The organism is Streptomyces sp. NPDC002676, from assembly GCF_053592455.1.
Genome location: NZ_JBSFVT010000044.1, coordinates 1 through 20,111 on the forward strand (window position 1 = coordinate 1; position 20,111 = coordinate 20,111).

Below are 20,111 nucleotides of genomic sequence, written 5' to 3' on the forward strand. Positions count from 1 at the left end.
AAAAGGGCCTGCACATGGCAAGCACCTCGTCGCGCGGCCTACCCAACCAACCGCTTGAAGCAGTGGCGCGGGATCGCCACCCGCTACGAGAAGACCGCGACCATTTACCTGGCCGGACTCCACATCGCGGGCATCTTCCTCTGGTCAGCCCGATGATCCAAACATAAACTGCCTAGTCACCGTGGTCGTCGTGCAGCACTCTGCGACGCTCCTGTTCGCGCTTGGAGTAGGCGGCTGCCCGGATCGCCTCGTCGCTCTCCAAGCCCGATCCAAGGGCGCCGCCCACGGTGGCGACCGAAGCGACGAACCAGGACAACGTCCAGAACTCCGTGGCGTGAAGCGGGGTTCGTGTCATGGAAGCGAACACTCGGTCGTTGAGGATGAACAGCGCCGACACCAAGTTGATGACCATCAAACCCACGTAACAGACGAGCACCCCGATCCCCACGGTCACGACGGTCGAGGCGTTGTAGAGAGCCGCCCTCTGCCTCGCCTCCGGCGAGCTCTCTGGTGATCGATGCCACAGGTTCGCGTCCACGATCAGCCAGCCGATCATGATCGAGACAGACCCGACCGTGGCGATCACGAGGCGTGGCGTGCTCAGGGACGCGGCCAGGCTCCAGACGGTGGAGTTCACGGTGGCGACTGCTCCCGTGGCGAGTGCGGCCGCCAGGGCTTTCGACAAGGCCGGCACCAACCGCCACGGCCGGTTGGCGCGGACCATACCGGCGAGCACCCGCAGGTAACCGCGCGGCCCGCTGACGACGTACCGAACATCGTCGGTCTCCTTCTCACCGGATTGGCCCGGATGAATAGGCGCGAGACGATTGACGAAGGGCCCCAGAAGCGGCTGACTTCGCGGAGGTCCTTCAGCCGCAGTGGTTTGCGGACCCGCCAAGCCAAGCACAGCTTCTTCAACGGCCCGCCGGGCCCTCGTCTGCAGCCGCAGGCCCCCCAGTGAAGGAAGAGAGAGCAGCGCCAAGCCGTGTTCGTGATTCAGATTCACAGCGAGCTTGCGCCCGTGTGAGTGCAGCGGAAGATCGGTGAGGGCCACGACGATGTCCCAGTTCTCCGTACTCCCACGGTCCATGATCCGGCGCATCAAGGTGGGCGGGTCCTCGGTCCCTGAGGTGAAGGGCTCACTGACCACCTCGACGTCGAACCGTCGCCCCTGGCCTGACTTGTCGGCGAGCCGATCAGGAAGTGTCTGGGCCATGCGCTGAGCGATCTCCGTCGGCACGTCCGGGTCCGCGAGGAGCGCCACGACCGTAACGCCCTGCGACGACACCGGCATCGCTGGACCCTTCTCGTCGGCTGTTTCCCGCGATCGCAAGTGCCCACAGGATGCCCCCCGGGGTGGCGTCGGCGCCATGTGACACGCTGGCTCCCGCCGACCGGTGCAGGCGGTACGGCCAGATCTCCTCGTTCTCCCAGTACAGGGCCTGCTCTCACCACCAAGGTCACGATCGCGTGTGTCACCGCGACCCGCTCCGGTAACGCTCCCGCCTGCACCGCATGCCGCGTCACCGGCCACCCGTTCGGTGTCCAACCCGGGGACGGATCGATCCGTGCCCACTGCACGTCAGGCAACGGCACACCCAAATCAACGATCCCATGATCCAAACGAAACGGCATAGTCGTCTAGAAACGGCTCTCCGCACAGATCGCATGGGTGTCGGCGATCATGTCCCTGCCCGACACCCACGTGCGAGCGGTCACCGAACGCGCCGTCACCACCGTCCGCGATATCACCGTCCCGCGTGGTGAAGCCGCCTGAACAGGGCGCGGCATCATGTCGGAGTTGCCCGGCTTCCGCACCGGCAACGCCCTCGCCTCAGCCGTCCTGCCGCAGCGGCACACGAGCGATGGCCGTCTGCGACCGCCGCGTCCAACACGCCCTCGACACCCTCGGCCTCACCCTCACCCCGCCCCGCCCCGCCCCGCCCCGGGACGCTACGGCCGCTACATGCAACTCCTCGACGACCTCCTCAGACACGGCGGACCACACGCCAACGGCTGGACCGCATGCGACATCGACGCCGCCCTGTACTGGACCGGCAGGCCCGACCACACAGCAAGCCGCTGACCAGCACAAACCCGCGCCAGTCCTTTAGAAGCCGGAGACCAACACCAACACCACACCCCCGTTATCAACGAACCCCGAACAACCCCAGGCCAGACGCCCCGTCACCACCGCCTCCAACGCCCCGGAAACGCTCGCTCCATTATCAGAAAACCCCCAACACCCCAGCTCAAATCACCCCCACCACACCAACTACGAACCCCGGAATCACAACCCGGGTCGGCCGGCGCGGAGCGATCACCTCTCAATGAGCCAGCGGCGCACCGTCTCCGCCTCCTGCTCCCGCCCGAGCCCATCGAGCAAATATGCCTGCAGGTACAGCACGCTGTGAAGTTCCGGAAGCACTGAGGGACTCATGGCAACGTGACGGCGGTAAAGCTCCACGGCCTCCCCAGTGATGCGCAGCGCTTCGGAGTCAGCCACCAGCCGACGGCAGATCTCCACCGCCTGCTGCTCGGAGGTGAGGGCCTCGCCCCAGCGCCCCGCCTGCGCCAGCCGAAGGCCGAGGTTGCACAGCGAGCGTGCGAGGTCGGGCTCGTAGGCGGCCGGGTTATCAGCCGCCACCCGACGCCGGATCTCCACCGCCTGCTGCTCGGAGCTGAGGGCTTCACCCTTGGACAGCGAACGTGCGAGGCCAGGCTCGTAGGCGGCCGGGTCGTCAGCCGCCAGCCGACGATAGATCCCCACCGCTTCCTCGCCAACAGTGACGGCCTCGCCCCGGCGCCCCACGCTCGCCAGATGCGCGCCAAGGTTGGACAGCGAGCTTGCGAGGTCAGGCTCATAAGCGGCCGGGTCGTCAGCCGCCACCCGACGCCGGATCTCCACCGCCTGCTGCTCGGAGGTGAGGGCCTCGCCCCAGCGCCCCGCCTGCGCCAGATCCGTGCCGAGGGTGGACAGCGAGCGCGCGAGGTCGGGCTCGTAGACGGCCGGGTTGTCAGCCGCCACCCGACGGTAGATCTCCCCCGCTTCCTCGCCAACGGCGAGGGCCTCGCCCCGGCGCTCCGTCTGCGCCAGCCGAAGGCCGAGGTTGGACAGCGAGCCAGCGAGCTCGGGCTCGTGAGCGACCGGGTTGTCCGCCGCCACCCGACGGTAGATCCCCACCGCTTCCTCGCCAACGGCGAGGGCCTCGCCCCAGCGTTCCACGCTCGCCAAAGCCGCGCCGAGGTCGTAGTCGCCATCACGATGTTCTTCGGAGGACTCGGCATGGGAGTCTCGGCCGAGGCCGGGCTCCTGGGCGATCTAGCGTGCGGTCTTGGTTTGTCTCTCGCGGCCATGGCCCTGTTTGGGCATGGCGCCGCTCGTGTGCGGTACCTCGCGCTTCTTCTTTGCACACGACGTCGGCGGTCGGATCAGCGGCTGCCATGGCGCTTGCAGCATTTTCTGGACTGGTGCTGCCAGGTAGGACTGATGCGCACCGCGGGAGTCGCTTACCAGTTCCGCCACCGCGAGTTGCAGGACTTCCTTGCCCGCACATCTTCTGTGGCCGCACGCCCTGCCGCCCGGTCCGTCGGCGCGCGGGGAGAACGCTGATCGAGCGTAAAGCTGCATCACCACGTCGTGGTGTGGCCCTCTGTAGTCATCGTGCCGATCGGCCGCTGGCTCGGGTGAGAACCAATCGAGCAAAGGAAGCAAGTGGCGCGGTGGGCGGCATCTGGATCGCCGTCTTCATCGGCCGGCCCACCCTCCGCCGCAAGATCAAGCTCGGCATGCTCGCCGCGCTCGACCAGCGCATCGCCATCCGCTACAACATGCCGCCCATGACCAGCGAGGAAACCCCCTCCTACGTCGCCCACCACCTCGCACTCGCCGGACGAAGCGACACCCTCTTCCCCGACGACGCGATCACCCTCATCCACGACACCTCCCGCGGATATCCCCGGGCGGTCGACAACCTCGCCGTCCAGGCCCTGCAGTCCCCCTACCCCGACAACAAGTCCATCGTCGACGAGGCCGGCGCCAGAGCCGCCGTCGCCGAAGCCACCGCCGAATGACCGGCCTCCTCACCCCGGCCAGGCGTCACCCTGGACACGCGCATGCAGATGCTCGTCATGCCAGCCGTCCGAATGCAGCAGGGCGCTTCGCATCGTGCCTTCCAAGACGAATCCCGCTCGCAGCGCGACCCGGCACGACGCCGAGTTGGCAACGGAGTGAGTAAGCCACAGTCGGTGCAATCCCAGTTCGTCAATGGCCCACCGGCTCACGCGGAGCGTCGCGTCGCGCATGACCCCGGCGCCACGGCCTGCAGGCAGCAGCCAGTAGAAGACCTCGGCACTGCCCCCCTTTAGATCCGAGGTCGCGAGGCCGATCATCCCGACGGGATCGGCATCGGCGGAGCTGCAGATCGCCCAGACCGCCCGCTCCTCGGTCCGCCAGCGGTCCTTCCAGCGTGTAATCCGCTCCTGGGCCTCGTCCAGTGTCAGAGGAGCGGCCCGCATCCACCGCTGGATTGCCGGATCAAGGTGGGCCGCGATCAGCGCGGGCGCGTCGTCCTGGCACCACGGCCGGAGTTGGGCGCCTCCGAAGAGCTGGAGTACCGGTTGTTCACTGCCGCTCATCCGGCCTGCGGGCACCACGAAAGGTATCGGAACGATCACCCGAGCATGATGCCAAAGCTTCGACAGGATGATGGGCACTCCGAGCATCCCAGTGAAACGATGGAGATCGACAAGGCCCGTGGGACGCCCCCGGCGGGCCTTTCCTCAACCCCCGACATCCTCAGCTTGAATGACAAGCCCATGCTCATCTTGAACGGCACTCAACAACAGGTACTACCCCAGCGTCAGGTGCCGGATGTCCATGTCCCGGCTCATCCCGGTGGACAGCGGGTTCGAGGAGCCGGCCGCCCGCAGCGGTGAGGCTCGTCGCAGGCCCTGCCCGACCATCCAGTCCAGCAGCATGTTGATCACCGACACCTCGCGGTCCCAGACCGTCCCTCCCACCGGCTCGTCCTGTAACTCCGTGCGCGACCGCCGGTAGGCCACCAGATCGGACTCCGCCACCGTGCCCAGGTCGCGGCCCCGCTCCGCCAGGAACTCCATCAGCCGCAGCACGATGTAGGCGTAGTGCCGCAGGACGCCCTCCGGATCGCGACGAAGGTAGGCGAGGTGACGAAACCAGCTGCATGCTGGCTCGACCGGCCGCATCTGCTCGTCCACGATCACCGGCAGATTTTCCGGGAGGGCATGGAAGTCCAGCCGCCGTAAGGCCTCCTCACCAACCTCGCCAAACAGGCCCGTCGGCCTTCACCGTCCAGCGCTCAGCCTGGCACGCGACGGCGACGAACACGGCACGCTGCCGCTTGGCCGCCCTGTACGCGGCGTTGAAGGCGTCCGGGCCCGTGGCGTCGGGGATCAGGTCGGCGGGGTAGGACGTCGGCAGCGGCTCCATGGGGAGCATCGTGCCAGGCCGAAGCGGATGCCGGTCGCTCTGACAGCAGGGTCATGCGCGTGACCTCCGCAGGGCGGTCGCGTTGTACCGGGGGACACATACACTCCCCGCGGCACTCGTGCGGGCGGGCCCCGGGATCCACGCCCGGCATCCGGGGCCCGCTCATTGCCTGGTCAGGACCGCCCGGTGCGGGAACTGGGAGCCGGAGAACCGACGGCCTGTGATCAGGCGGTGGCGGGCGGCTCGGTGGCCAGTTCGTCAGCCTGTTCGCCCGTGACCAGGTAGACCACGCGGCGGGCGACGGAGACGGCGTGGTCGGCGAACCGCTCGTAGTACCGGCCGGCGAGGGTGACGTCCACGGCGGTCTCCACCCCGTGCTGCCACTTCTCGTCCATCAGGTGCTGGAAGATCATGTGGTGCAGCTCGTCCATCCGGTCGTCGTCCTTCTCCAGCTGCAGCGCGGCAGGGACGTCGTGGGTGATGAGGACTTCGGCAGCCTGCGCCATCAGGCGCTGCGCGAGCTGGCCCATCTCCAAGATGGTGCGGCGCAGATCGCGCGGGATCGCGGGCGAGGGGTGGCGCAGCCGGGCCAGCTTGGCCACGTGGCTCGCCAGGTCGCCGCAGCGTTCCAGGTCCGCGCTTATGCGCAGCGAGGTGACCACGACCCGCAGATCGGTGGCGACGGGCTGCTGGCGTGCCAGCACCACGATCGCCCGGTTCTCCAGGTCCCGCTGGAGATCATCGACCTTGTCATCGGCCGAGATCACGCTCTGTGCGAGCTGAAGATCAGCGTCCATCAGAGCACTGGTGGCACGGCCCATGGCGGAACCGACCAGGTGCGCCATCTCCACCAGCCCGTCACCGATGGCCTCCAGCTCCGCGTGATACGCCTCCCGCATCGCGTCCTCACCATCCCGTCGTCAGCCGGCTGTCGCCTGCTGCCAGATTCCCACACGCGACACACGGAAGGGGTCACGGTTGGTGGGCAGGGTGTCGGCTGCGGCGACCGGTCAGGCCGCCCGCGATGAGCGGCGGGCCAGCGCAGGCCGGGGACTGTCGGGGCGGACGCCGGATTCGTCAACGGCGCCGAGATCGGCGATGACGGTCAGGTCCGTGCCGGGCAGCTGGTCGCGGGAAAGGCCGATGTATAGGGTCCGCGGTTTTGTTGGCGGGGTTTCCGGGCGAAACGCTGGAATCCGCGTGCGGCTGACAATGGAGGCGTCGGGTGTTTGCTGACAATCAGTGATCACTCTTCTGTCGAGCTCCTGACAGCCAGTAGGGTTCTATGGTCTGGTTGATCGTCGGCTTCGCTAAGGGTTGTCCCGCAACTGATCTTGGCATGAAGGTGGTTGGTCAGGACTGGATCCTGGGGACCACGGGGGCGCTCCGCCGCCACGGTCGCGTCGTTCTCGTGGACTGTCCGGTTTGATCACTTGGTGTCCAAGGCGACCCTGGGTGCGGCGTGTGGCGGGCGGATCCGCCTGAGGAAATGAGGGGCAGGGTCCCCCTTGTACGCGGTACGGTGCGCCGATGTCAGCGATCAAGAAGTTCCAAGTGACCTTTGACTGCGCAGAACCTGAACGCCTCGCTCGCTTCTGGTGCGAGGTGTTGGGGTACGTCACACCGCCGCCACCGGAGGGATTCACCACCTGGGAGGAATTCAACCGCACCCTGCCCCCTGAGCAGCAGGGTTCATGGTTCGCCTGCAGTGATCCCTCAGGTGTAGGCCCGCGCCTGTTCTTCCAGCGCGTCCCCGAAGGCAAGATCGTCAAGAACCGGGTGCATCTCGACGTCCGGGTCGGCACCGGGCTCGTAGGGGACAAGCGCCTCGCCACGCTCGAAGCTGAGTGCGCACGACTGGTTGCGCTCGGTGCGACCCACGTACAGACGCTGTATGCCGATGAGGAAAACGAGTCATGCATCCCAATGCTGGACATCGAGGGCAACGAATTCTGTATCGACTGAGCATTCTCCGAGCCGGGGAGGCAGGGAGCCGCTCCCCTGGGCCTCTCCGGTCCTCGTATGGGGCGGGAGTTACCCCGTGAGGGCGAGGTTGTGCAGCCGGGCGATTCCGAGCATGGCGGTGTGAACGCCGTCGCCTTTCAGGCGGCAGTCACTGATCTTCCATGCCTTCATCCGCGCGTGGTGGGCCGGCAGTCCCGCGGCGAAACCCGGGCTCTGCATCGGCTCCGCGGGAGGCAGTGATTTCCTGCGTGGCCCGGTCCGTCGCCACGCGGGCTGAGGCCCCGGCAAGGAGGCGCTGTGCCTGTGTCGCGGCGTCGGCGGCGTTGCGTTGTCCGATATGGACGCGGAGTGTGTAGGCGGCGTCGTCGAGCCGGCGAGAGGTGAGCGGGTTCGCCGGATCGTGCAGCAGACCGGCCCATGCGGAACGGTAGGAGTGCAGTGCCGCGGCGACGGTCCTGACGTGCGGCGTCAGCATCGTCGTGTCCTGCCTTTCCCTCTGCAGCGACGGCTTGGCCGTCGCACGGCAGAGCCGTGTTCACAACGGGCCTGCCATGCGACGGCTTCGCGGCACGCCCCGGCGGGATCAGGACTCGGTGATCTCGATGTGCCGCGGCTTGGTGGCCTGTGCCTTGGGCACGGTGACGGTCAGCACGCCCTCGTGCAGGGTCGCGCTGACCTCTTCCGCCCTGACATCGGCGGGCAGGAGGGTCTGGTACTCGAAACGGCCGGTGCGGCGGGTGCTGCGGCGCAGGACGCCCTCGCGCTCCCGTTCCTTGTACTCCCCGGTGATGCGCAGTTCCCGCTCGCTCATCTCGATGTCGATGTCGTCGCGCTTGATACCGGGCAGTTCCGCCTCGATCACGTAGGAGTCGTCGGTTTCCCGCATGTCGGCCGCGGGCGACCAGCCCAGCGCGGCCGGAGCAGTGGCGCCTTCCAGCAGCCGGTTCATGCGCTCGAACATTTCCTCGAACTCGGCGGCGATGGGTTCACCCCATCCGAAGCGGGAGAACGGCCTCTCCAGCAGGCTGCCGGGCCGGTGTCGTACAGGCAGCGTCATCGCGGTTCATCTCCGCGAGAGCGGATCATTCAGTCACTTTCCATGGTGCGCGTCGCTGCGGGACCGGGCGAGTCATCAACCGCTGGTGATCGCCCGCTTCTGCCGCCCTCGTCGCAGGCGACGCCCAGGCGATCGATGAACGCCGGCTCGCTGCATGCCAGGACCCGCCGCAGCTGCTCCCGCCACTGCGTGTAGTGCGCACCTGCGTCAGGTCGTTGTGCTGCCACGCCGAGATCAACGAGCCGCGGCGGGCAAGGAGATGTACGCCCGACGGGCAGAGTCCTGACGTCGGTTGCGGAACCTGGCCGCGGGCGTCGGCCGGATCAGGTGCCGGCCGGTGGGGTGGGTCGCAGGGCGAGCAGGGCGATGTCGTCGGTGCTGTCGGCGCCGAGCCCGCCCAGCAGTTCGTCGCAGAAGACGTCCAGGGGTTCGCGGGCGAGGGCGGCGGTGTGCTGACGCAGCCGGGTCAGCCCGTGGTCGAGGGATTCGCCGCGGCGCTCGATCAGTCCGTCGGTGTACAGCAGCACGGTGGAGTGGGCGGGCAGTTCGTCGACGGCGGTCGGGCGCCGGTGGTCGGGATCCATGCCGATCAGCAGTCCCGCGCCCGTCTCCAGATAGCGGGTGTCGCCGCCGGTGGTGGTCAGCAACGGTGGCAGGTGCCCGGCACAGGAATGGTGCAGGACCCACGGGCCCTGCTCCTCGCGGTGTTTGACCAGGCCGTAGATACACGTCGCGGTCGCCTCCTGGATCAGCGTGTGACTGGCGATGTCCAGGCGGCGCAGGACCTCGCCGGGGGGCTCTTGGCGGTCCACGGCGATACCGCGCAGCATGTTGCGCAGGGCGCTCATGGCGACTGCCGCCTGCAGGTCGTGGCCGGTGACGTCGCCGATGGCCAGGACCGTGTCGCCGCGGGGCAGGACGAAGGCGTCGTACCAGTCACCGCCGACCTGGGCGATGGCCTGCGCGGGGGTGTAGCGGGCGGTGATCTGGAGGTCGCGGACCTGCGGCATCTCGGGCAGCAGGGCGCGTTGGAAGCGCTCGGCGATGTGCCGGGTCTGCTGGTACAGCCGCGCATTGTCCACCTGCAGCGCCAGGCCGCGCACCAGGTCCTCGATCAACGGGAGATCGTCTTCGGTGAAGGGACGGTCGGCATCGGTGCGGGCCACGGTCAGGGCGCCCAGAACCTCGCGGCGGGACCGCAGCGGGGCGATGACAGCACTGCGCGCACCCAACTGCTCGAACAACTCCAGCTGCCGGGCGTGCAGCGGGTTCTCCGCCCGGCTGGGCGGAAGGATCTCGGCGAGCAGCAGCGGCCCCGCCCCCCGCAGTACCCGCGGCAGCGGCCCGCCGTCACCTTGCGGCACCGGCGGCAGCGGCCCCTCGTAGCCGCCCGGTGCCAGCGCCTCGGGGGTGCGGTGGACCACGACGGCCCGCTCCAGCCGGCCGTCTTCGTCCAGCAGGTCAACCGTGCACCAGTCCCCCAGCCGCCCGGCCAGCACCCGGCACGCCCGCCGCAGCCCCTCCAGCAGGTCCAGCGTGCTGGCCAGCGCCGCCTGGGCATCCGCCAGCAACGTCAGACGGTTCAGCAGCGCCTTGTCATCCCGATCATCGCTCACGTCCCACACCTTCCTCCCCAGCAGTCGGCGACGACAGCACCACCCGCCTTCCAGCGCGCCGGATCACGGCCGAGGTCAAGCGGTCACCCGCCGTCGGCATCAAGCAGCGAGGCGCCCGGCTCACCCAGATGGTTCCGCGGTGTACTCGTCCAGCAGGGCGCGGCCCGCAGGAGAGGCGGGCTGGTTCGGTGTCCGGGCAGATGTCCCGGGCGGAGATGGCACACCCGGCCCCAGCCCGGCAGCCGCGGGTGAAGTCGGCTTGAGCCGGGCAGGGGGCCGGAAAGGCAGCCAGGCTCGGAGAGCAGAGCTGAACACCGAGCAGTCCACCCATGTGAGCGATTCCAGTGTGGGACTGATCGGGAAGGGTGTCACCCGGCGGTGGCCCGGACGGGGCCGGGCTTCCCTGCACCCCGAGGGCGAAGCGACGCCGGATTGAGGCTCGGCTGCGGGCATCGCGCCGGCATGCCCGCAGCGGCCTGCTGATCTTCTGCCTGATCCCGGGGGTCCTGCTGGTTCACCCACCGCTCTGCCTCCGCAAGGTTCGCGGCGGTGCCGGCGGGTTCGTACGAAAACCGGTTCCACTCCTCAAGGGCCCGGGGCTCGTCAGGGCGGAGGTCTCCGCCGCCGCCGTGGAGCGGTCGGTGCCGGCGATGGACGTCCAGCGGCGGGCGGCGCCGCTTGTTGTACGCGGCGAGCCGGTCGTCGGCGTCGACGCGCGGGACGGCGCGGGACAGCTGGTTCGGCGGTCCGGGTCGGGAGTGCTTGCCCATGGCTCCGATGGTCTCAGGCGGCGACGGTGGTCGGCCGCGCTGCGGCGAGATCCGCCGCACGGGCCCGCACCCCGTCCGCCACGGTGGTCCGGTACGGGCGGGCGGCATCCAGCAGGGTGTTGAGCCGAGAGGTGACGACGGCGGAGTCGACCCGGGCAGCCTCGTCGAGGGCCTGGTGGGCCTCTAAGGCGGCCTGCTCAGGCTTGCCCTCGTTGAACAGGGCGGCGGCCAGGCCGATCCGGTCCATGACGCGGACCCGTTCGAACCCCGGCTTCCTGAGCGCGAGGGCGTCTGCGAAGTGCACGCTCGCGGCGCGGGTTTGGCCGATGCCGTGCAGGTCGCGGGCGGAGACCGCGCGGGCTCCGGCGTGCTCGGCGGCGTCGAAGTGCGCCACCCACTCCGGGACGTCGTCGCCCAGGCAGTCGGCCACCAGCTCGTCGACGGCGCCGAGGTGCTTCTCGGCCTGGCGCTCGTCGCCGAGGGCCGCGTGCATCCGCCTGGTCCACGTCGACCAGTACTACCTGCGCGCCGACACCGTCGCCGCCGCCAACGCCGCCCTGATCGAGGCCCAGGCCAAGGTGCCGATCGTCAAGTTCACCTGGCTTAGTACCCCAGTCAGAAATCGTGTCCTGACCTCGTTGTTCTCGCTGTCCGGTCGTGGAGGGGATTGATGAAGTTGAGGGCTGGGCTGCGGAGTTGGAGTCCGTCTTCGCACTGGTGGTGGGCCGGTTCGGGCGGGCGGAACTGCGGTGGCGGATGCGGGACTATGTCCGCGGGCTGCTGGCTCCGGTGGGCCGGAAGAACGGCTGGCAACTGGCCGAGTGGGTGCACCCCATGGATGATCCACGCCACCTGTCCGTTGCGCTCCCGGCCGGCTCGCCCTCGCCGGATCCGATCGGGGGGATTCCTCCCTTATGAGCGGCTCGGCCGATTGCGGGCGGGGCGACGGCACCTTAGCTTCAGCGCATCGGAAGTATTCCGAAAAAGCCAACATCATCTGTTATGTCGGCTTTCCCATGGCATCGAATGGAGCATTCATGTCGGTGATGACCGCTACCCCGCCCCTGCAGCAGTTCGGCCAGCAGGTCGCCGGGCCGCAGCAGCAGCTCGCGCAGGTCGTCCAGCAGACGATCCAGCAGGCCTGCCAGCAGGCGAGCCAGCAGATCGCGCAGCGCATGCAGCAGACGCTGCAGCAGATCCAGCAGGTCCAGCAGCAGCTGCAGCAGCAGGGCCTGGCCCACCAGGCCCACCCCTACCTGGCTGTCGCGCTGCACACGACGCTGCTCCAGGGTGTGCGCAGCGCGGTGGAGCAGTCGGTGCAGCAGGCGCTGCCGACCGCGATCCTGACGCTGGTGCAGCAGAGCCAGCCGAGCCAGCAGCCCTGGGGCGGCGGCTTCGGCCAGCAGCCGTTCGGCCAGTCGTACCCGCAGCAGTACCAGCAGCCCGGCTTCGGCTTCGGCCAGATGGGTCAGCCCTTCGGTATCGGCTGACATCAGGCGGCGCGCTGTGCGGTGTGCCCGGGAGCGATTCCCGGGCACACCGCACGGCCGTGGAAGCACGAGCCGCCCGTCCCCCGGATCAGAAGCTCAAAAAACGACGTAGGCGTGGTGAAGGTGAACGTGATGGTCAAGGACAGGCCCGGAAACAAGCCCCGGAACAACCGCCAGAGCGAAGCAGAAGGCGCAGGGGCCGGCGGACCGGGAGGAGCCGGCGGGCCGGGCCCCGAGAAGGAAACAGCCCCGCGACAGATGAGCGCAGCGTCACCGATCGCGGTGCAACCGCGCCGGTCGCGCTACATGGTGACCCCGCTGCCGCAGCAGCTGCTCCCGCCGGGAGTGCCCGAACTCGGTATGGACGCGGTGTGCGACCAGCTGGAGAGGATGCCCGAGGTCACGGTGGCCCGCAGACTCACCCCGTCGGAGAAGCTGCAGTCGACCGGGGTCCTGCCTTCCTGTCCGGAGATCGCGGTTGTCGAAGCCGCCGAGGCCCAGCTGCCGGCGATTCGGACGCTGCACGTGCACATCGAGCCGGACCTGCCGCTGTCCGCAGCCGTACCCGCCACCACGCCGACCGCGGGGATGCTGTCGCTGCGCGACCCGGGGCTGGTCACGCCGCTGGACAAGCCCGTGGACATCTCGGTTCGCGTCTGCGGCCCGGACGGCGAACCCCTGGCCGGCGCCGGGGTGTTCCTCATCGGGGCGACCTGGCCCAGCCAGGGCATCACCGCCGCCGACGGGACGGTCACCCTCACCCTGGCCACGGACACCGCCCACTCCGTCCAGTCCCTGTACGTCCGGCCCGCGGGCGGATACACCGACCGCTGGATCCCCCGCCCCGAGCTGTCGGCGACCCAGGACAACCTCGTCACCCTCACCCCGCTGTCCAAGGTCTACCCGGAACTGGAGGAACGCCAGAGTTACGGCTGGGGCCAGCAGGCCATGCGGCTTGACCAGCTGCCGCCCACGTTCCGCGCCTTCGGCATCAAGATCGCCGTCATCGGCACGGGCGTCAGCACCGACCACCCCGACCTGAAACAACGGGTGCACTCCGGCATCGACGTGGTGGGCGGCACCAAGGAGGGCTGGGCCCACGACCCGGCCGGCACCGGTACCCACGCGGCCGGCATCATCGCCGGAGCGGACACCGGCAAAGGCATCATCGGCATCGCCGTCGACGCCGAACTCGACGTCTGCCAGGTGCTGCCTGACGGGCACTTCAGCGATCTGATCGCCGCCCTCGACCACTGCATCGAACGCGAGATTGACATCGCCCACATTCAGGTGGCGACCCTCTACCCCTCGACGCTGGTCTCCCGCAAACTCGCCGACGCAGCCGCCGCAGGCATCGCCTGCATCGCCCCGGCGGGCGACACCGGCGGACCGATCGCCTTCCCCGCCTCGCTCCCCACCGTGTTCAGCGTCGGCGCGCTGGGAGCCTTTGGCACCTACCCGCCCGACACCTCCCCCGCCACCCACTACGGCCCCCAGCTGACACCCGAAGGGCTCTTCGCCGCCCCGTTCGGCTGCCACGGCCCGGGTGTGGACGCGGCCGCTCCCGGCGTGGCGGTCCTGTCCTGTGCCCCGCAGGGTGGCTACGCCACCCTCGACGGCACCAGCACGGCCTCCGCCCACGTCGCCGGCCTGGCCGCGCTCGTGCTCGCCCACCACGAGGACTTCCACGGCCAGCTGCTGCCCCGCGGACCCGGCCGGGTGCAGCACCTCTTCGACATCGTCGCCGCCAGCTGCCGCCCACTGGCCGCCCCGGGAACACTGGACGCGGCCCGCACCGGACGCGGCCTGCCCGACGCCCTCATCGCCCTCGGCCTGACCCCCGGCATGCAGCTCGCCCCGGCCCTCTCCCCCGTCGCCCCCTCCATGACCGGATAGGTCCCTCCCGCGGGCCGCAAGCCGCACGGCACCTGCCTCCAGACGCCGCCGGGTGCCGTTCGGCTTGCAGACAGGACGCATAGGTGCGTAGAAACCAGTCACGCCATCGCCCGGATGCGGCGGTGGGGTTGGGCGAGCCGCCCGCACCGCAACACTGCCTTCAGGCTTGGGTGATCTCGATGTGGTGCGGCTTGGCCGCCTGGGCCTTGGGGACGGTGACGGTCAGCGCCCCGTCGGCCAGCGTCGCTGTGATCTCTTCGGCCATTTAGAAGTCATGAGGCATCATCAAGGGTTCACTTGCATTCGCCCGTCCAGCCTGACCCTCACCTGTTGCTCCCCGATGGCCGGGGCGCCCTTGGGCTTGAACGCTCCGCTTCACACCCCGCCGTTCCCAGCGACTCATGGGAGCGTGGGGACGGGCCCTCGACACTGGCCCGAAGTTCAGCCGATCGATACCTCCTTCACGTGGCTGTCCATACTTACCTGGAGCGACATCGTGTCGCACACCGAGCGCCCCCCGTTGGCACTGCTCGCCAAGTACGTTGCTCAGTCCGGCGAGAAGACGGGCGACGCACACGGCGCCGGAGCGGTCGGGCCCATCAGTAGAGGCCCCAGTCGTCTGTATCCCAGTAGCCGTCGTGGCGGACGCAGCCGCCGTCGGCGATGACCAGTCCCTCGCCAGTACGTCGGCCGGGGCTCAGCGACAGCGCGACGCCGTGGTCGTCGGTGGTGTGGATCTCTTGCAGGCCGGTCGCTTTGCCGGTGACCGGGTCAGTCTCCGGCTCCGTCGTCACCTTCCATCCCCGCTCGGACGACCGCCTGCGAAGGTCGGCGACCGCCGCGCGATACCCGGCGTCGCCGTCCTTGAAATCCGGGGCCCAGGAGACGGACGGCTGGTCCCGGTGGGTGTCAGCCCGGTCGACACCGAGATCGTCCACGCAGGATGCGCTGACCCTGGACTTTCCCAGGATCACGGAGTCCGGATCCGAGCCCAGGAAGCGAACTGTGTCCTCGCCGGCGGCCTGTGTGTCGCGTACGTGCTCGAGAAACGGCGCCTCGGAACGGACTGGTCCACCCATCACGGCGGTGCAGCCCTTGACGAACCCCACGGGCAGGAACACCACAACGGCCCCGGCAACGGACAGCCCCAGGACCCTGAACCGGCGGCGGAAAGCGGACGCCGCTGGAGCGGGGGAAGTAGTCAGCGTCATGAAGCCATCCGAACACCGCCGCCCAGGCCGACGGCACCGTCGCCGTACTCAGTCTCGTACTCAGAAGGGCCAGAGTGCCCGGAGAGCTCTCATGGCCTCTCTGAGGCTCTGAGCACCTATCTGGCGAACGGTGTCTACTTGGGCGCTCAGTCACAGGTTGTCCTGTCGCACCGAACCTTGAGCTGTCTCACCGAAGTCTGAGCAGCAGCTACACCACAGGTCAGGCAGGTGACGGTCGCCGAGCAACGCGGCGCACCGGCCCTCGGGCTCGGAGGGGTCCAGCAAGCTGGCAGCTGCTTGACTCGCGTCGGCAATGCTCTGACCTGCCTCAGTGGCCGGCGCACTACGTAGTCTTCGACCTGGTCCACGCGGGCGCTGACCTGACCGGCTGTCCGTACGAACGGCGGCGTGCCCATCTAGTGCTCTGACCGCATAGACACCTCAGGCGATTAGTAGGTCAAGCGGCGACCGGGAGTTCGGTGGGGAAGGCCGTGCTCTCATCGAACAGTGTGTGGTTCTGGAGGCAGTGGTAGAGCTGGCCGATCATGCGGTTCAACAGGTTGCGCTGTGCGGCCGCATGCCAGTCTCCGTGCTCGTTGCGCCGCCTGCGGTAGTGGGCCTTGGCACCGGGTGAGGCGGTGATGGCTGAGAAGGACCACAGGTAGCCGGCGTGGTTGAGTCGGTCGTTCTTCACCCACCGGCGGGTGATGGACGACTTCTTGCCGGAGGGCGGCGGCCGGAGCAGCGGGCCGTTCCCAGGCGCGAGGCACACCAGCGCCACCGTCGGCGGCCGAGCACGTCGGAGAGACGCTGGAGCGGATTGCAGCTGAGGTTGCGCCGCAGCTCACTTGAAACGCGCTGCACAGACGTGTTCTGCCTCACTATCGAGGCCGCTGGGCAACCCTTCCGGCGCTGAAATCTTCTCCTTGAGGTGAAGATCCTGAAGAGGCGGCCTCGCCTACTCATACTCCTGACCCTGGCCGTGGTGGCGGCTGTGACGGTGACCGTCGTCATGGTCATCCAGGCGAACAAGATGGAGACTCTCTCCCCGCGCGAGGAACGTGACCGGGCCGCGTCTGCAGCAGGCGTACCGTCGGGGCAGGTGGACTGCCGGAAGGTCAAGTGCATCGCGCTCACCTTCGACGGCAACCCGGGCGAACCCACCGACCGACTGATGGACCTCCTGAAGGAGTACAAGGCGCCGTCGACGTTCTTCCTTGAGGGCCGGCGCATCCCCAAGTTCCCGGACGTGGTGCGGCGGATCGCCAAGGACGGCCACGAGATCGGGGACCACACCTGGACGCACGCGGTGCTGACCGATGTCTCTGACGCGCAGATCCGCGACGAGCTGCGCCGCACGGCACGGGCCATCTCCAGCATCACCGGCAGCGAGCCGACGCTGATGCGCCCGCCCCAGGGCCGCACCGACGACCGCGTCTCCAAGGTATCGAAGGAACTGGGGATGGCGCAGGTGCTGTGGACGGTGACCGCGAAGGACTACGAGACGGACGACAGCGCGCTGATCACCAAGCGCGTACTCACTGGCGCCGGCCGCGACGGGATCATCCTGCTCCACCCGCTGCACAAAGGCACCGTGCCGGCCATGCCTTCCATCCTGAAGGCGCTCAGCAAGCAGGGCTACACCTTCGTGACCGTCTCCCAGCTGCTCGCTCCGGCCAAGGCCGAGCCCGGCAAGATCTACAAGTGACTGACTGACGCGCGAAGCGTCCGCCTCCTTGGGCCCCTCGCCACCACGAGAGCGGCGGCCACCGGCTCCGCCGAACTCCGGTGACTCGTTCGGCATCCCATTCCAGGTGTGGCCGGTCGTGGAGGTGCTTGTGCTGGTCGGCGGCGGGATCGGTAGCAGGTGATTGTCCGTCACCGGGAGACTTCGGTGCGGGTGGGGACGAGCAGGGCCCGCAGCAGTGCGATGGAGTGACGGGCATTGAGGCGGAGCTTGGTGAGCACGCGCCAGTTCTTCAGGTCGGCGAAGCCGTGCTCGTTCGCAGCGCGTTCACGGGCCACGAGCTTGTGCGCCTCCTTCTGCCCGGCGGTCAGCCGTCGGCCGCGGGCGGCGCGGTAGCCGCATCATCCATCGGTGTCCATGCCAGGTAGCTGTGGGCCGTCCCAGGTGAGGGGGTCATTTCGCCGGGGAGACGCGCTGGTGAACCGCTTCCAGTTCGTCTCCGACCACCAGCGCCGCTTCGGCGTGAAGCGGCTGTGCACCATCCTGGGCATCGCCCGCTCGAGCTTCTACTACTGGCGCAGGACCGCAGCCGCGAGGGCGGCCCGCCAGGCAGCCGACGCGAAGCTCGCCGCCCGGATACGCACGGTTCACCAGGACGCGGACGGCGCCTACGGCGTCCCCAGGATCACCGCCGGACTGCGTGAGATGGGCGAGTTGGTCAACGGGACCCAGTACACGAGCCGGGCCTACGCCGACGCCTGCCGCCGGGCGGGCGTGATCCAGAGCATGAGCGCCGTCGGCAGTTCGGCGGACAATGCGCTCGCCGAGTCCTTCAACGCCAGCTGCAAACGGGAGACCCTCCAGGGCCGCAGGGCCTGGGCCACGAGCGCGAAGCCCGTATCGACCTGTTCCGCCGGCTGCACCGCTACAACACCCGACGCCGCCACTCCAGCCTCGGACAACGCAGTCCCATCACCTACGAGACAGCACTCGATACAACATCAACTACTCTGGCCCAAGCCGCATAGCCCGTGTCCAAGATTCCGGGTCAAGCCCCCTCCTGCGCAAGCCGGGTGCCTTCCCCGGAGCGACCGCCCTCGAACAAGCCAAAGCCGCAGGGAAGTTCACCCCCGTCCACGAAGCCTGGTGGACCGCGGCCCGCGCCGCCCACGGTGAGGCGGCCGGCACCAGAGCCCTGATCGAGGTGCTGCTGCTGGCCAGGTACATGGAACACGAACACGTGATTGCCGGACTCGCTGCGGCCCACCGGGCGGGCGCCCTGACCGCGGACGCGGTCGCGCTGGAGGCCCGCAAGGCCGCCGAAGGGGAGACCTTCACGGAACCCGCGAAGTCCGCCCCGACCCGACCTGTCCAGCCGCAGGAGGAGACCGGCGGCACGGTCACCTTCCTGTCCGACTGGAAGCTGTCCCACCTCCCGCCCGACACCCGGCCGCTGCCGTCGGTGGCCCACTACGACCAGCTCCTTAAACGGCACGGCCGCACGGCCGAGTGGACGAAGACGTTCGCCGACCCTCGGCTCTGCGCGGCCATCGTCGATCGGCTGACCTTCAACGGCGCCATCATCCAGGCCGGCACCGAGTCCTACCGCCTCGCGCACACCAAAGCCCAGGCCGAGGAGGCCCAGGCCGGCTGACCGGGCGTCACACGGGAGGGGCCGGCTGATAACCAGCCCAGCCAAGAGCCGGAATGCTGGTCAAAGGGTGCCGAAGGCCATCGCCGCAGCCGACGCCGAAGACACCTCAGGTGTCCAACTCGTCAAGCCGCGGCGTTCGGCGAACAGCTTGCCGCTCTGCAGGCAGTGAAGCTACTGCGCATGGAAGTCGCTTTGGAAGCGCGACCGTCAATGTGAAGCGAACCATGCCCCGTCTTGCTCCTGTGCACGCTTGATTCGGAGCCGGCAGCGTTCCCCCAGCGGCGGCAGGGCATCCAGGGGGAACCAGTCGACCTCAAGCGACTCGTCGTCGTTCACTCGCGCCTTGCCTCCAACTGGGCGGCAACGGAAGCACACCTCGAGGTACTGGGCGCGATCGCCGTTGGCATGAGTCACTGGCGGTGACACCGTGACGCTGGTGATTGCCTCCGGCATCACCTGGACTCCGGTCTCCTCCCATACCTCTCGGACAATTCCGGCAGCCGGTTCCTCGCCCGGGTCCAGGATGCCGCTCAGCACCGACCAGAGCCCGTCTTCTTTCCGTCGCTGCAGTAGCACTCGGTCGGCGTCGTCGATGACGACCGCGTTTACACCGGGAATCCACAGCAGGTGCTGGGAGCCGACGGCTGCCCGCAGTTCACGGATGTGTTCGGGAATCGCCATATGCCTTGCCATCCTGCCTGTCGGGGGCATCGCGGACCTGCCCGCATGCCATGGGTCGGTGGCTTCAAGGTACGTGTTCGGTTCCCGACCGTGGCATCCCGGTAGGGCAATCATTTGAAGGGGGTAAGGCTCAGCTTGCCTACGGGGGGTCAGAAGCGCAATTAGCTCATCAAGCTGTGGCGGCGAGTTCGGCCGGCGGGGACGTTCCGGCTCTCATCATGACCAAGCGGGCGGCCCCACAGCACCCGAGCGACATCAAAAGTCACTGACAATGATCATGACGCTCAGCGCAGAACGACTCCCGAAGTCACATAGAAACGACTCCCTCAGAAACCGACACAGCCATGAGGAAGACGCTGAAGTCGATCTCCCCCAGCAGCAAGGACATGGTTCGCGCCCTTCCGCAGACCCGTAGGCATGCTTCAACTCCCACGGCACGCGGCCCGATGGCCTCGAGAAGTACCGGCCGACAACCGTCGGGCGCTCGCACAAGAGGCGGCTGTCACCCAGCCAGCGGAAAGTAGGACTCCGTTAGGTCTTCCTGCCGGGCCTGTTCAGGAGCATGGTGGGAGTGTGGACGCACATGAAGTGAACCGAGTCCGGGCGAAGTTGGC

The 20,111-nt window shown here is 68.4% G+C and carries 20 protein-coding genes and 6 pseudogenes; 9 read left to right on the forward strand and 17 right to left on the reverse strand.

All coding sequences use genetic code 11. The features are described 5' to 3' along the window. Positions 1 to 172: 172 nt before the first annotated feature. Positions 173 to 1,294 carry a hypothetical protein gene (locus ACWD3E_RS42070; protein ID WP_451392756.1) on the reverse strand — a complete coding sequence of 374 codons (1,122 nt, stop codon included), beginning with the start codon at positions 1,292 to 1,294 and terminating at the stop codon, positions 173 to 175. A gap of 1,026 nt (positions 1,295 to 2,320) precedes the next feature. Then, the gene (locus tag ACWD3E_RS42075; protein ID WP_451392757.1) at positions 2,321 to 3,226 is read right to left on the reverse strand and encodes a tetratricopeptide repeat protein; all 906 of its coding nucleotides are present in this window, start codon (positions 3,224 to 3,226) and stop codon (positions 2,321 to 2,323) included. Between the two features lie 497 nt (positions 3,227 to 3,723). Between ACWD3E_RS42075 and ACWD3E_RS42080 the strand changes: the two genes are divergently transcribed. Next, positions 3,724 to 4,074, forward strand: coding sequence for a hypothetical protein (locus ACWD3E_RS42080; RefSeq protein WP_451392758.1), 351 nt, complete (start codon positions 3,724 to 3,726; stop codon positions 4,072 to 4,074). A 9-nt stretch (positions 4,075 to 4,083) separates the two neighbouring features. Here ACWD3E_RS42080 and ACWD3E_RS42085 read toward each other — a convergent pair whose 3' ends face one another. From ACWD3E_RS42085 to phoU, 4 genes are all read right to left on the reverse strand, one after another. Continuing rightward, the gene (locus ACWD3E_RS42085; RefSeq protein WP_451392759.1) at positions 4,084 to 4,716 is read right to left on the reverse strand and encodes a GNAT family N-acetyltransferase; all 633 of its coding nucleotides are present in this window, start codon (positions 4,714 to 4,716) and stop codon (positions 4,084 to 4,086) included. Positions 4,717 to 4,851: 135 nt separating this feature from the next. Beyond that, positions 4,852 to 5,244, reverse strand: coding sequence for a hypothetical protein (locus ACWD3E_RS42090; RefSeq protein ID WP_451392760.1), 393 nt, complete (start codon positions 5,242 to 5,244; stop codon positions 4,852 to 4,854). A 49-nt stretch (positions 5,245 to 5,293) separates the two neighbouring features. Continuing rightward, positions 5,294 to 5,470, reverse strand: a complete 177-nt coding sequence (locus ACWD3E_RS42095; RefSeq protein ID WP_451392761.1) for a hypothetical protein — start codon at positions 5,468 to 5,470, stop codon at positions 5,294 to 5,296. 224 nt (positions 5,471 to 5,694) lie between these two features. Beyond that, positions 5,695 to 6,369 carry a phosphate signaling complex protein PhoU gene (gene phoU, locus ACWD3E_RS42100; protein ID WP_451392762.1) on the reverse strand — a complete coding sequence of 225 codons (675 nt, stop codon included), beginning with the start codon at positions 6,367 to 6,369 and terminating at the stop codon, positions 5,695 to 5,697. A 631-nt stretch (positions 6,370 to 7,000) separates the two neighbouring features. Here phoU and ACWD3E_RS42105 point away from each other — a divergent pair. Then, a complete protein-coding gene (locus ACWD3E_RS42105) occupies positions 7,001 to 7,435 on the forward strand; it encodes a VOC family protein (protein ID WP_451392763.1) in 435 nt (144 codons plus the stop codon). A gap of 69 nt (positions 7,436 to 7,504) precedes the next feature. Here ACWD3E_RS42105 and ACWD3E_RS42110 read toward each other — a convergent pair. From ACWD3E_RS42110 to ACWD3E_RS42135, 6 genes and pseudogenes are all read right to left on the reverse strand, one after another. After that, positions 7,505 to 7,612, reverse strand: a pseudogene (locus ACWD3E_RS42110) (IS5/IS1182 family transposase); the annotation flags it as partial. Continuing rightward, positions 7,584 to 7,910: a DUF5133 domain-containing protein gene (locus tag ACWD3E_RS42115; protein WP_451392764.1), complete on the reverse strand. Its 327-nt coding sequence runs from the start codon at positions 7,908 to 7,910 to the stop codon at positions 7,584 to 7,586. The gene ACWD3E_RS42115 and the pseudogene ACWD3E_RS42110, both read right to left, overlap by 29 nt. Positions 7,911 to 8,018: 108 nt before the next feature. Next, positions 8,019 to 8,492, reverse strand: a complete 474-nt coding sequence (locus tag ACWD3E_RS42120; RefSeq protein ID WP_451392765.1) for an Hsp20/alpha crystallin family protein — start codon at positions 8,490 to 8,492, stop codon at positions 8,019 to 8,021. A 323-nt stretch (positions 8,493 to 8,815) separates the two neighbouring features. Beyond that, positions 8,816 to 10,108, reverse strand: coding sequence for a PP2C family protein-serine/threonine phosphatase (locus tag ACWD3E_RS42125; RefSeq protein ID WP_451392766.1), 1,293 nt, complete (start codon positions 10,106 to 10,108; stop codon positions 8,816 to 8,818). Positions 10,109 to 10,476: 368 nt separating this feature from the next. Further along, positions 10,477 to 10,878, reverse strand: coding sequence for a DUF6087 family protein (locus tag ACWD3E_RS42130; protein ID WP_451392767.1), 402 nt, complete (start codon positions 10,876 to 10,878; stop codon positions 10,477 to 10,479). A gap of 13 nt (positions 10,879 to 10,891) precedes the next feature. After that, positions 10,892 to 11,371, reverse strand: coding sequence for a hypothetical protein (locus tag ACWD3E_RS42135; protein WP_451392775.1), 480 nt, complete (start codon positions 11,369 to 11,371; stop codon positions 10,892 to 10,894). Between the two features lie 173 nt (positions 11,372 to 11,544). Here ACWD3E_RS42135 and ACWD3E_RS42140 point away from each other — a divergent pair. The 3 genes and pseudogenes from ACWD3E_RS42140 to ACWD3E_RS42150 all read left to right on the forward strand — a co-directional run. Further along, positions 11,545 to 11,703 (forward strand): annotated as a pseudogene (locus tag ACWD3E_RS42140) (IS701 family transposase); the annotation flags it as partial. A gap of 212 nt (positions 11,704 to 11,915) precedes the next feature. Then, positions 11,916 to 12,368, forward strand: a complete 453-nt coding sequence (locus ACWD3E_RS42145; protein WP_451392768.1) for a hypothetical protein — start codon at positions 11,916 to 11,918, stop codon at positions 12,366 to 12,368. A gap of 258 nt (positions 12,369 to 12,626) precedes the next feature. Continuing rightward, complete coding sequence (locus ACWD3E_RS42150; RefSeq protein ID WP_451392769.1) at positions 12,627 to 14,264, forward strand: S8 family serine peptidase; 1,638 nt, start codon at positions 12,627 to 12,629, stop codon at positions 14,262 to 14,264. Positions 14,265 to 14,424: 160 nt separating this feature from the next. Here the strand turns inward: ACWD3E_RS42150 and ACWD3E_RS42155 are convergent, their stop codons facing one another. The 3 genes and pseudogenes from ACWD3E_RS42155 to ACWD3E_RS42165 all read right to left on the reverse strand — a co-directional run. After that, on the reverse strand, positions 14,425 to 14,529 hold the full coding sequence (locus ACWD3E_RS42155; RefSeq protein ID WP_451392770.1) for an Hsp20 family protein: 105 nt from the start codon (positions 14,527 to 14,529) through the stop codon (positions 14,425 to 14,427). A gap of 334 nt (positions 14,530 to 14,863) precedes the next feature. Further along, a complete protein-coding gene (locus ACWD3E_RS42160) occupies positions 14,864 to 15,475 on the reverse strand; it encodes a hypothetical protein (RefSeq protein ID WP_451392771.1) in 612 nt (203 codons plus the stop codon). Positions 15,476 to 15,932: 457 nt separating this feature from the next. Beyond that, positions 15,933 to 16,232, reverse strand: a pseudogene (locus ACWD3E_RS42165) (IS110 family transposase); the annotation flags it as partial. A gap of 174 nt (positions 16,233 to 16,406) precedes the next feature. Between ACWD3E_RS42165 and ACWD3E_RS42170 the strand changes: the two are divergent. After that, complete coding sequence (locus tag ACWD3E_RS42170) at positions 16,407 to 17,183, forward strand: polysaccharide deacetylase family protein (RefSeq protein WP_451392772.1); 777 nt, start codon at positions 16,407 to 16,409, stop codon at positions 17,181 to 17,183. Positions 17,184 to 17,353: 170 nt separating this feature from the next. On the opposite strand, the gene ACWD3E_RS42175 is transcribed toward ACWD3E_RS42170, so the two are convergent. Further along, entirely contained in the window at positions 17,354 to 17,500 is a 147-nt protein-coding gene (locus tag ACWD3E_RS42175) for a hypothetical protein (protein WP_451392773.1), read from the reverse strand. 118 nt (positions 17,501 to 17,618) lie between these two features. Here ACWD3E_RS42175 and ACWD3E_RS42180 point away from each other — a divergent pair. From ACWD3E_RS42180 to ACWD3E_RS42190, 3 pseudogenes are all read left to right on the forward strand, one after another. Then, positions 17,619 to 18,190, forward strand: a pseudogene (locus tag ACWD3E_RS42180) (integrase core domain-containing protein); the annotation flags it as partial. Between the two features lie 38 nt (positions 18,191 to 18,228). Further along, a pseudogene (locus ACWD3E_RS42185) lies at positions 18,229 to 18,651 on the forward strand (IS21 family transposase); the annotation flags it as partial. Between the two features lie 21 nt (positions 18,652 to 18,672). Beyond that, positions 18,673 to 18,816 (forward strand): annotated as a pseudogene (locus ACWD3E_RS42190) (ATP-binding protein); the annotation flags it as partial. 207 nt (positions 18,817 to 19,023) lie between these two features. Here the strand turns inward: ACWD3E_RS42190 and ACWD3E_RS42195 are convergent. Further along, complete coding sequence (locus ACWD3E_RS42195) at positions 19,024 to 19,497, reverse strand: NUDIX hydrolase (protein WP_451392774.1); 474 nt, start codon at positions 19,495 to 19,497, stop codon at positions 19,024 to 19,026. Between the last annotated feature and the right edge of the window lie 614 nt (positions 19,498 to 20,111).

Excerpts from the sequence above, each read along its gene's own strand:
- ACWD3E_RS42120 (WP_451392765.1), bottom strand. The coding sequence starts at position 8,492 with ATGACGCTGCCTGTACGACACCGGCCCGGCAGCCTGCTGGAGAGGCCG.
- ACWD3E_RS42070 (WP_451392756.1), bottom strand. The coding sequence starts at position 1,294 with ATGCCGGTGTCGTCGCAGGGCGTTACGGTCGTGGCGCTCCTCGCGGAC.
- ACWD3E_RS42105 (WP_451392763.1), top strand. The coding sequence starts at position 7,001 with ATGTCAGCGATCAAGAAGTTCCAAGTGACCTTTGACTGCGCAGAACCT.
- ACWD3E_RS42160 (WP_451392771.1), bottom strand. The coding sequence starts at position 15,475 with ATGACGCTGACTACTTCCCCCGCTCCAGCGGCGTCCGCTTTCCGCCGC.
- ACWD3E_RS42130 (WP_451392767.1), bottom strand. The coding sequence starts at position 10,878 with ATGGGCAAGCACTCCCGACCCGGACCGCCGAACCAGCTGTCCCGCGCC.
- phoU (WP_451392762.1), bottom strand. The coding sequence starts at position 6,369 with ATGCGGGAGGCGTATCACGCGGAGCTGGAGGCCATCGGTGACGGGCTG.
- ACWD3E_RS42150 (WP_451392769.1), top strand. The coding sequence starts at position 12,627 with ATGAGCGCAGCGTCACCGATCGCGGTGCAACCGCGCCGGTCGCGCTAC.
- ACWD3E_RS42155 (WP_451392770.1), bottom strand. The coding sequence starts at position 14,529 with ATGGCCGAAGAGATCACAGCGACGCTGGCCGACGGGGCGCTGACCGTC.
- ACWD3E_RS42145 (WP_451392768.1), top strand. The coding sequence starts at position 11,916 with ATGTCGGTGATGACCGCTACCCCGCCCCTGCAGCAGTTCGGCCAGCAG.
- ACWD3E_RS42095 (WP_451392761.1), bottom strand. The coding sequence starts at position 5,470 with ATGGAGCCGCTGCCGACGTCCTACCCCGCCGACCTGATCCCCGACGCC.
- ACWD3E_RS42195 (WP_451392774.1), bottom strand. The coding sequence starts at position 19,497 with ATGGCGATTCCCGAACACATCCGTGAACTGCGGGCAGCCGTCGGCTCC.
- ACWD3E_RS42135 (WP_451392775.1), bottom strand. The coding sequence starts at position 11,371 with ATGCACGCGGCCCTCGGCGACGAGCGCCAGGCCGAGAAGCACCTCGGC.
- ACWD3E_RS42115 (WP_451392764.1), bottom strand. The coding sequence starts at position 7,910 with ATGCTGACGCCGCACGTCAGGACCGTCGCCGCGGCACTGCACTCCTAC.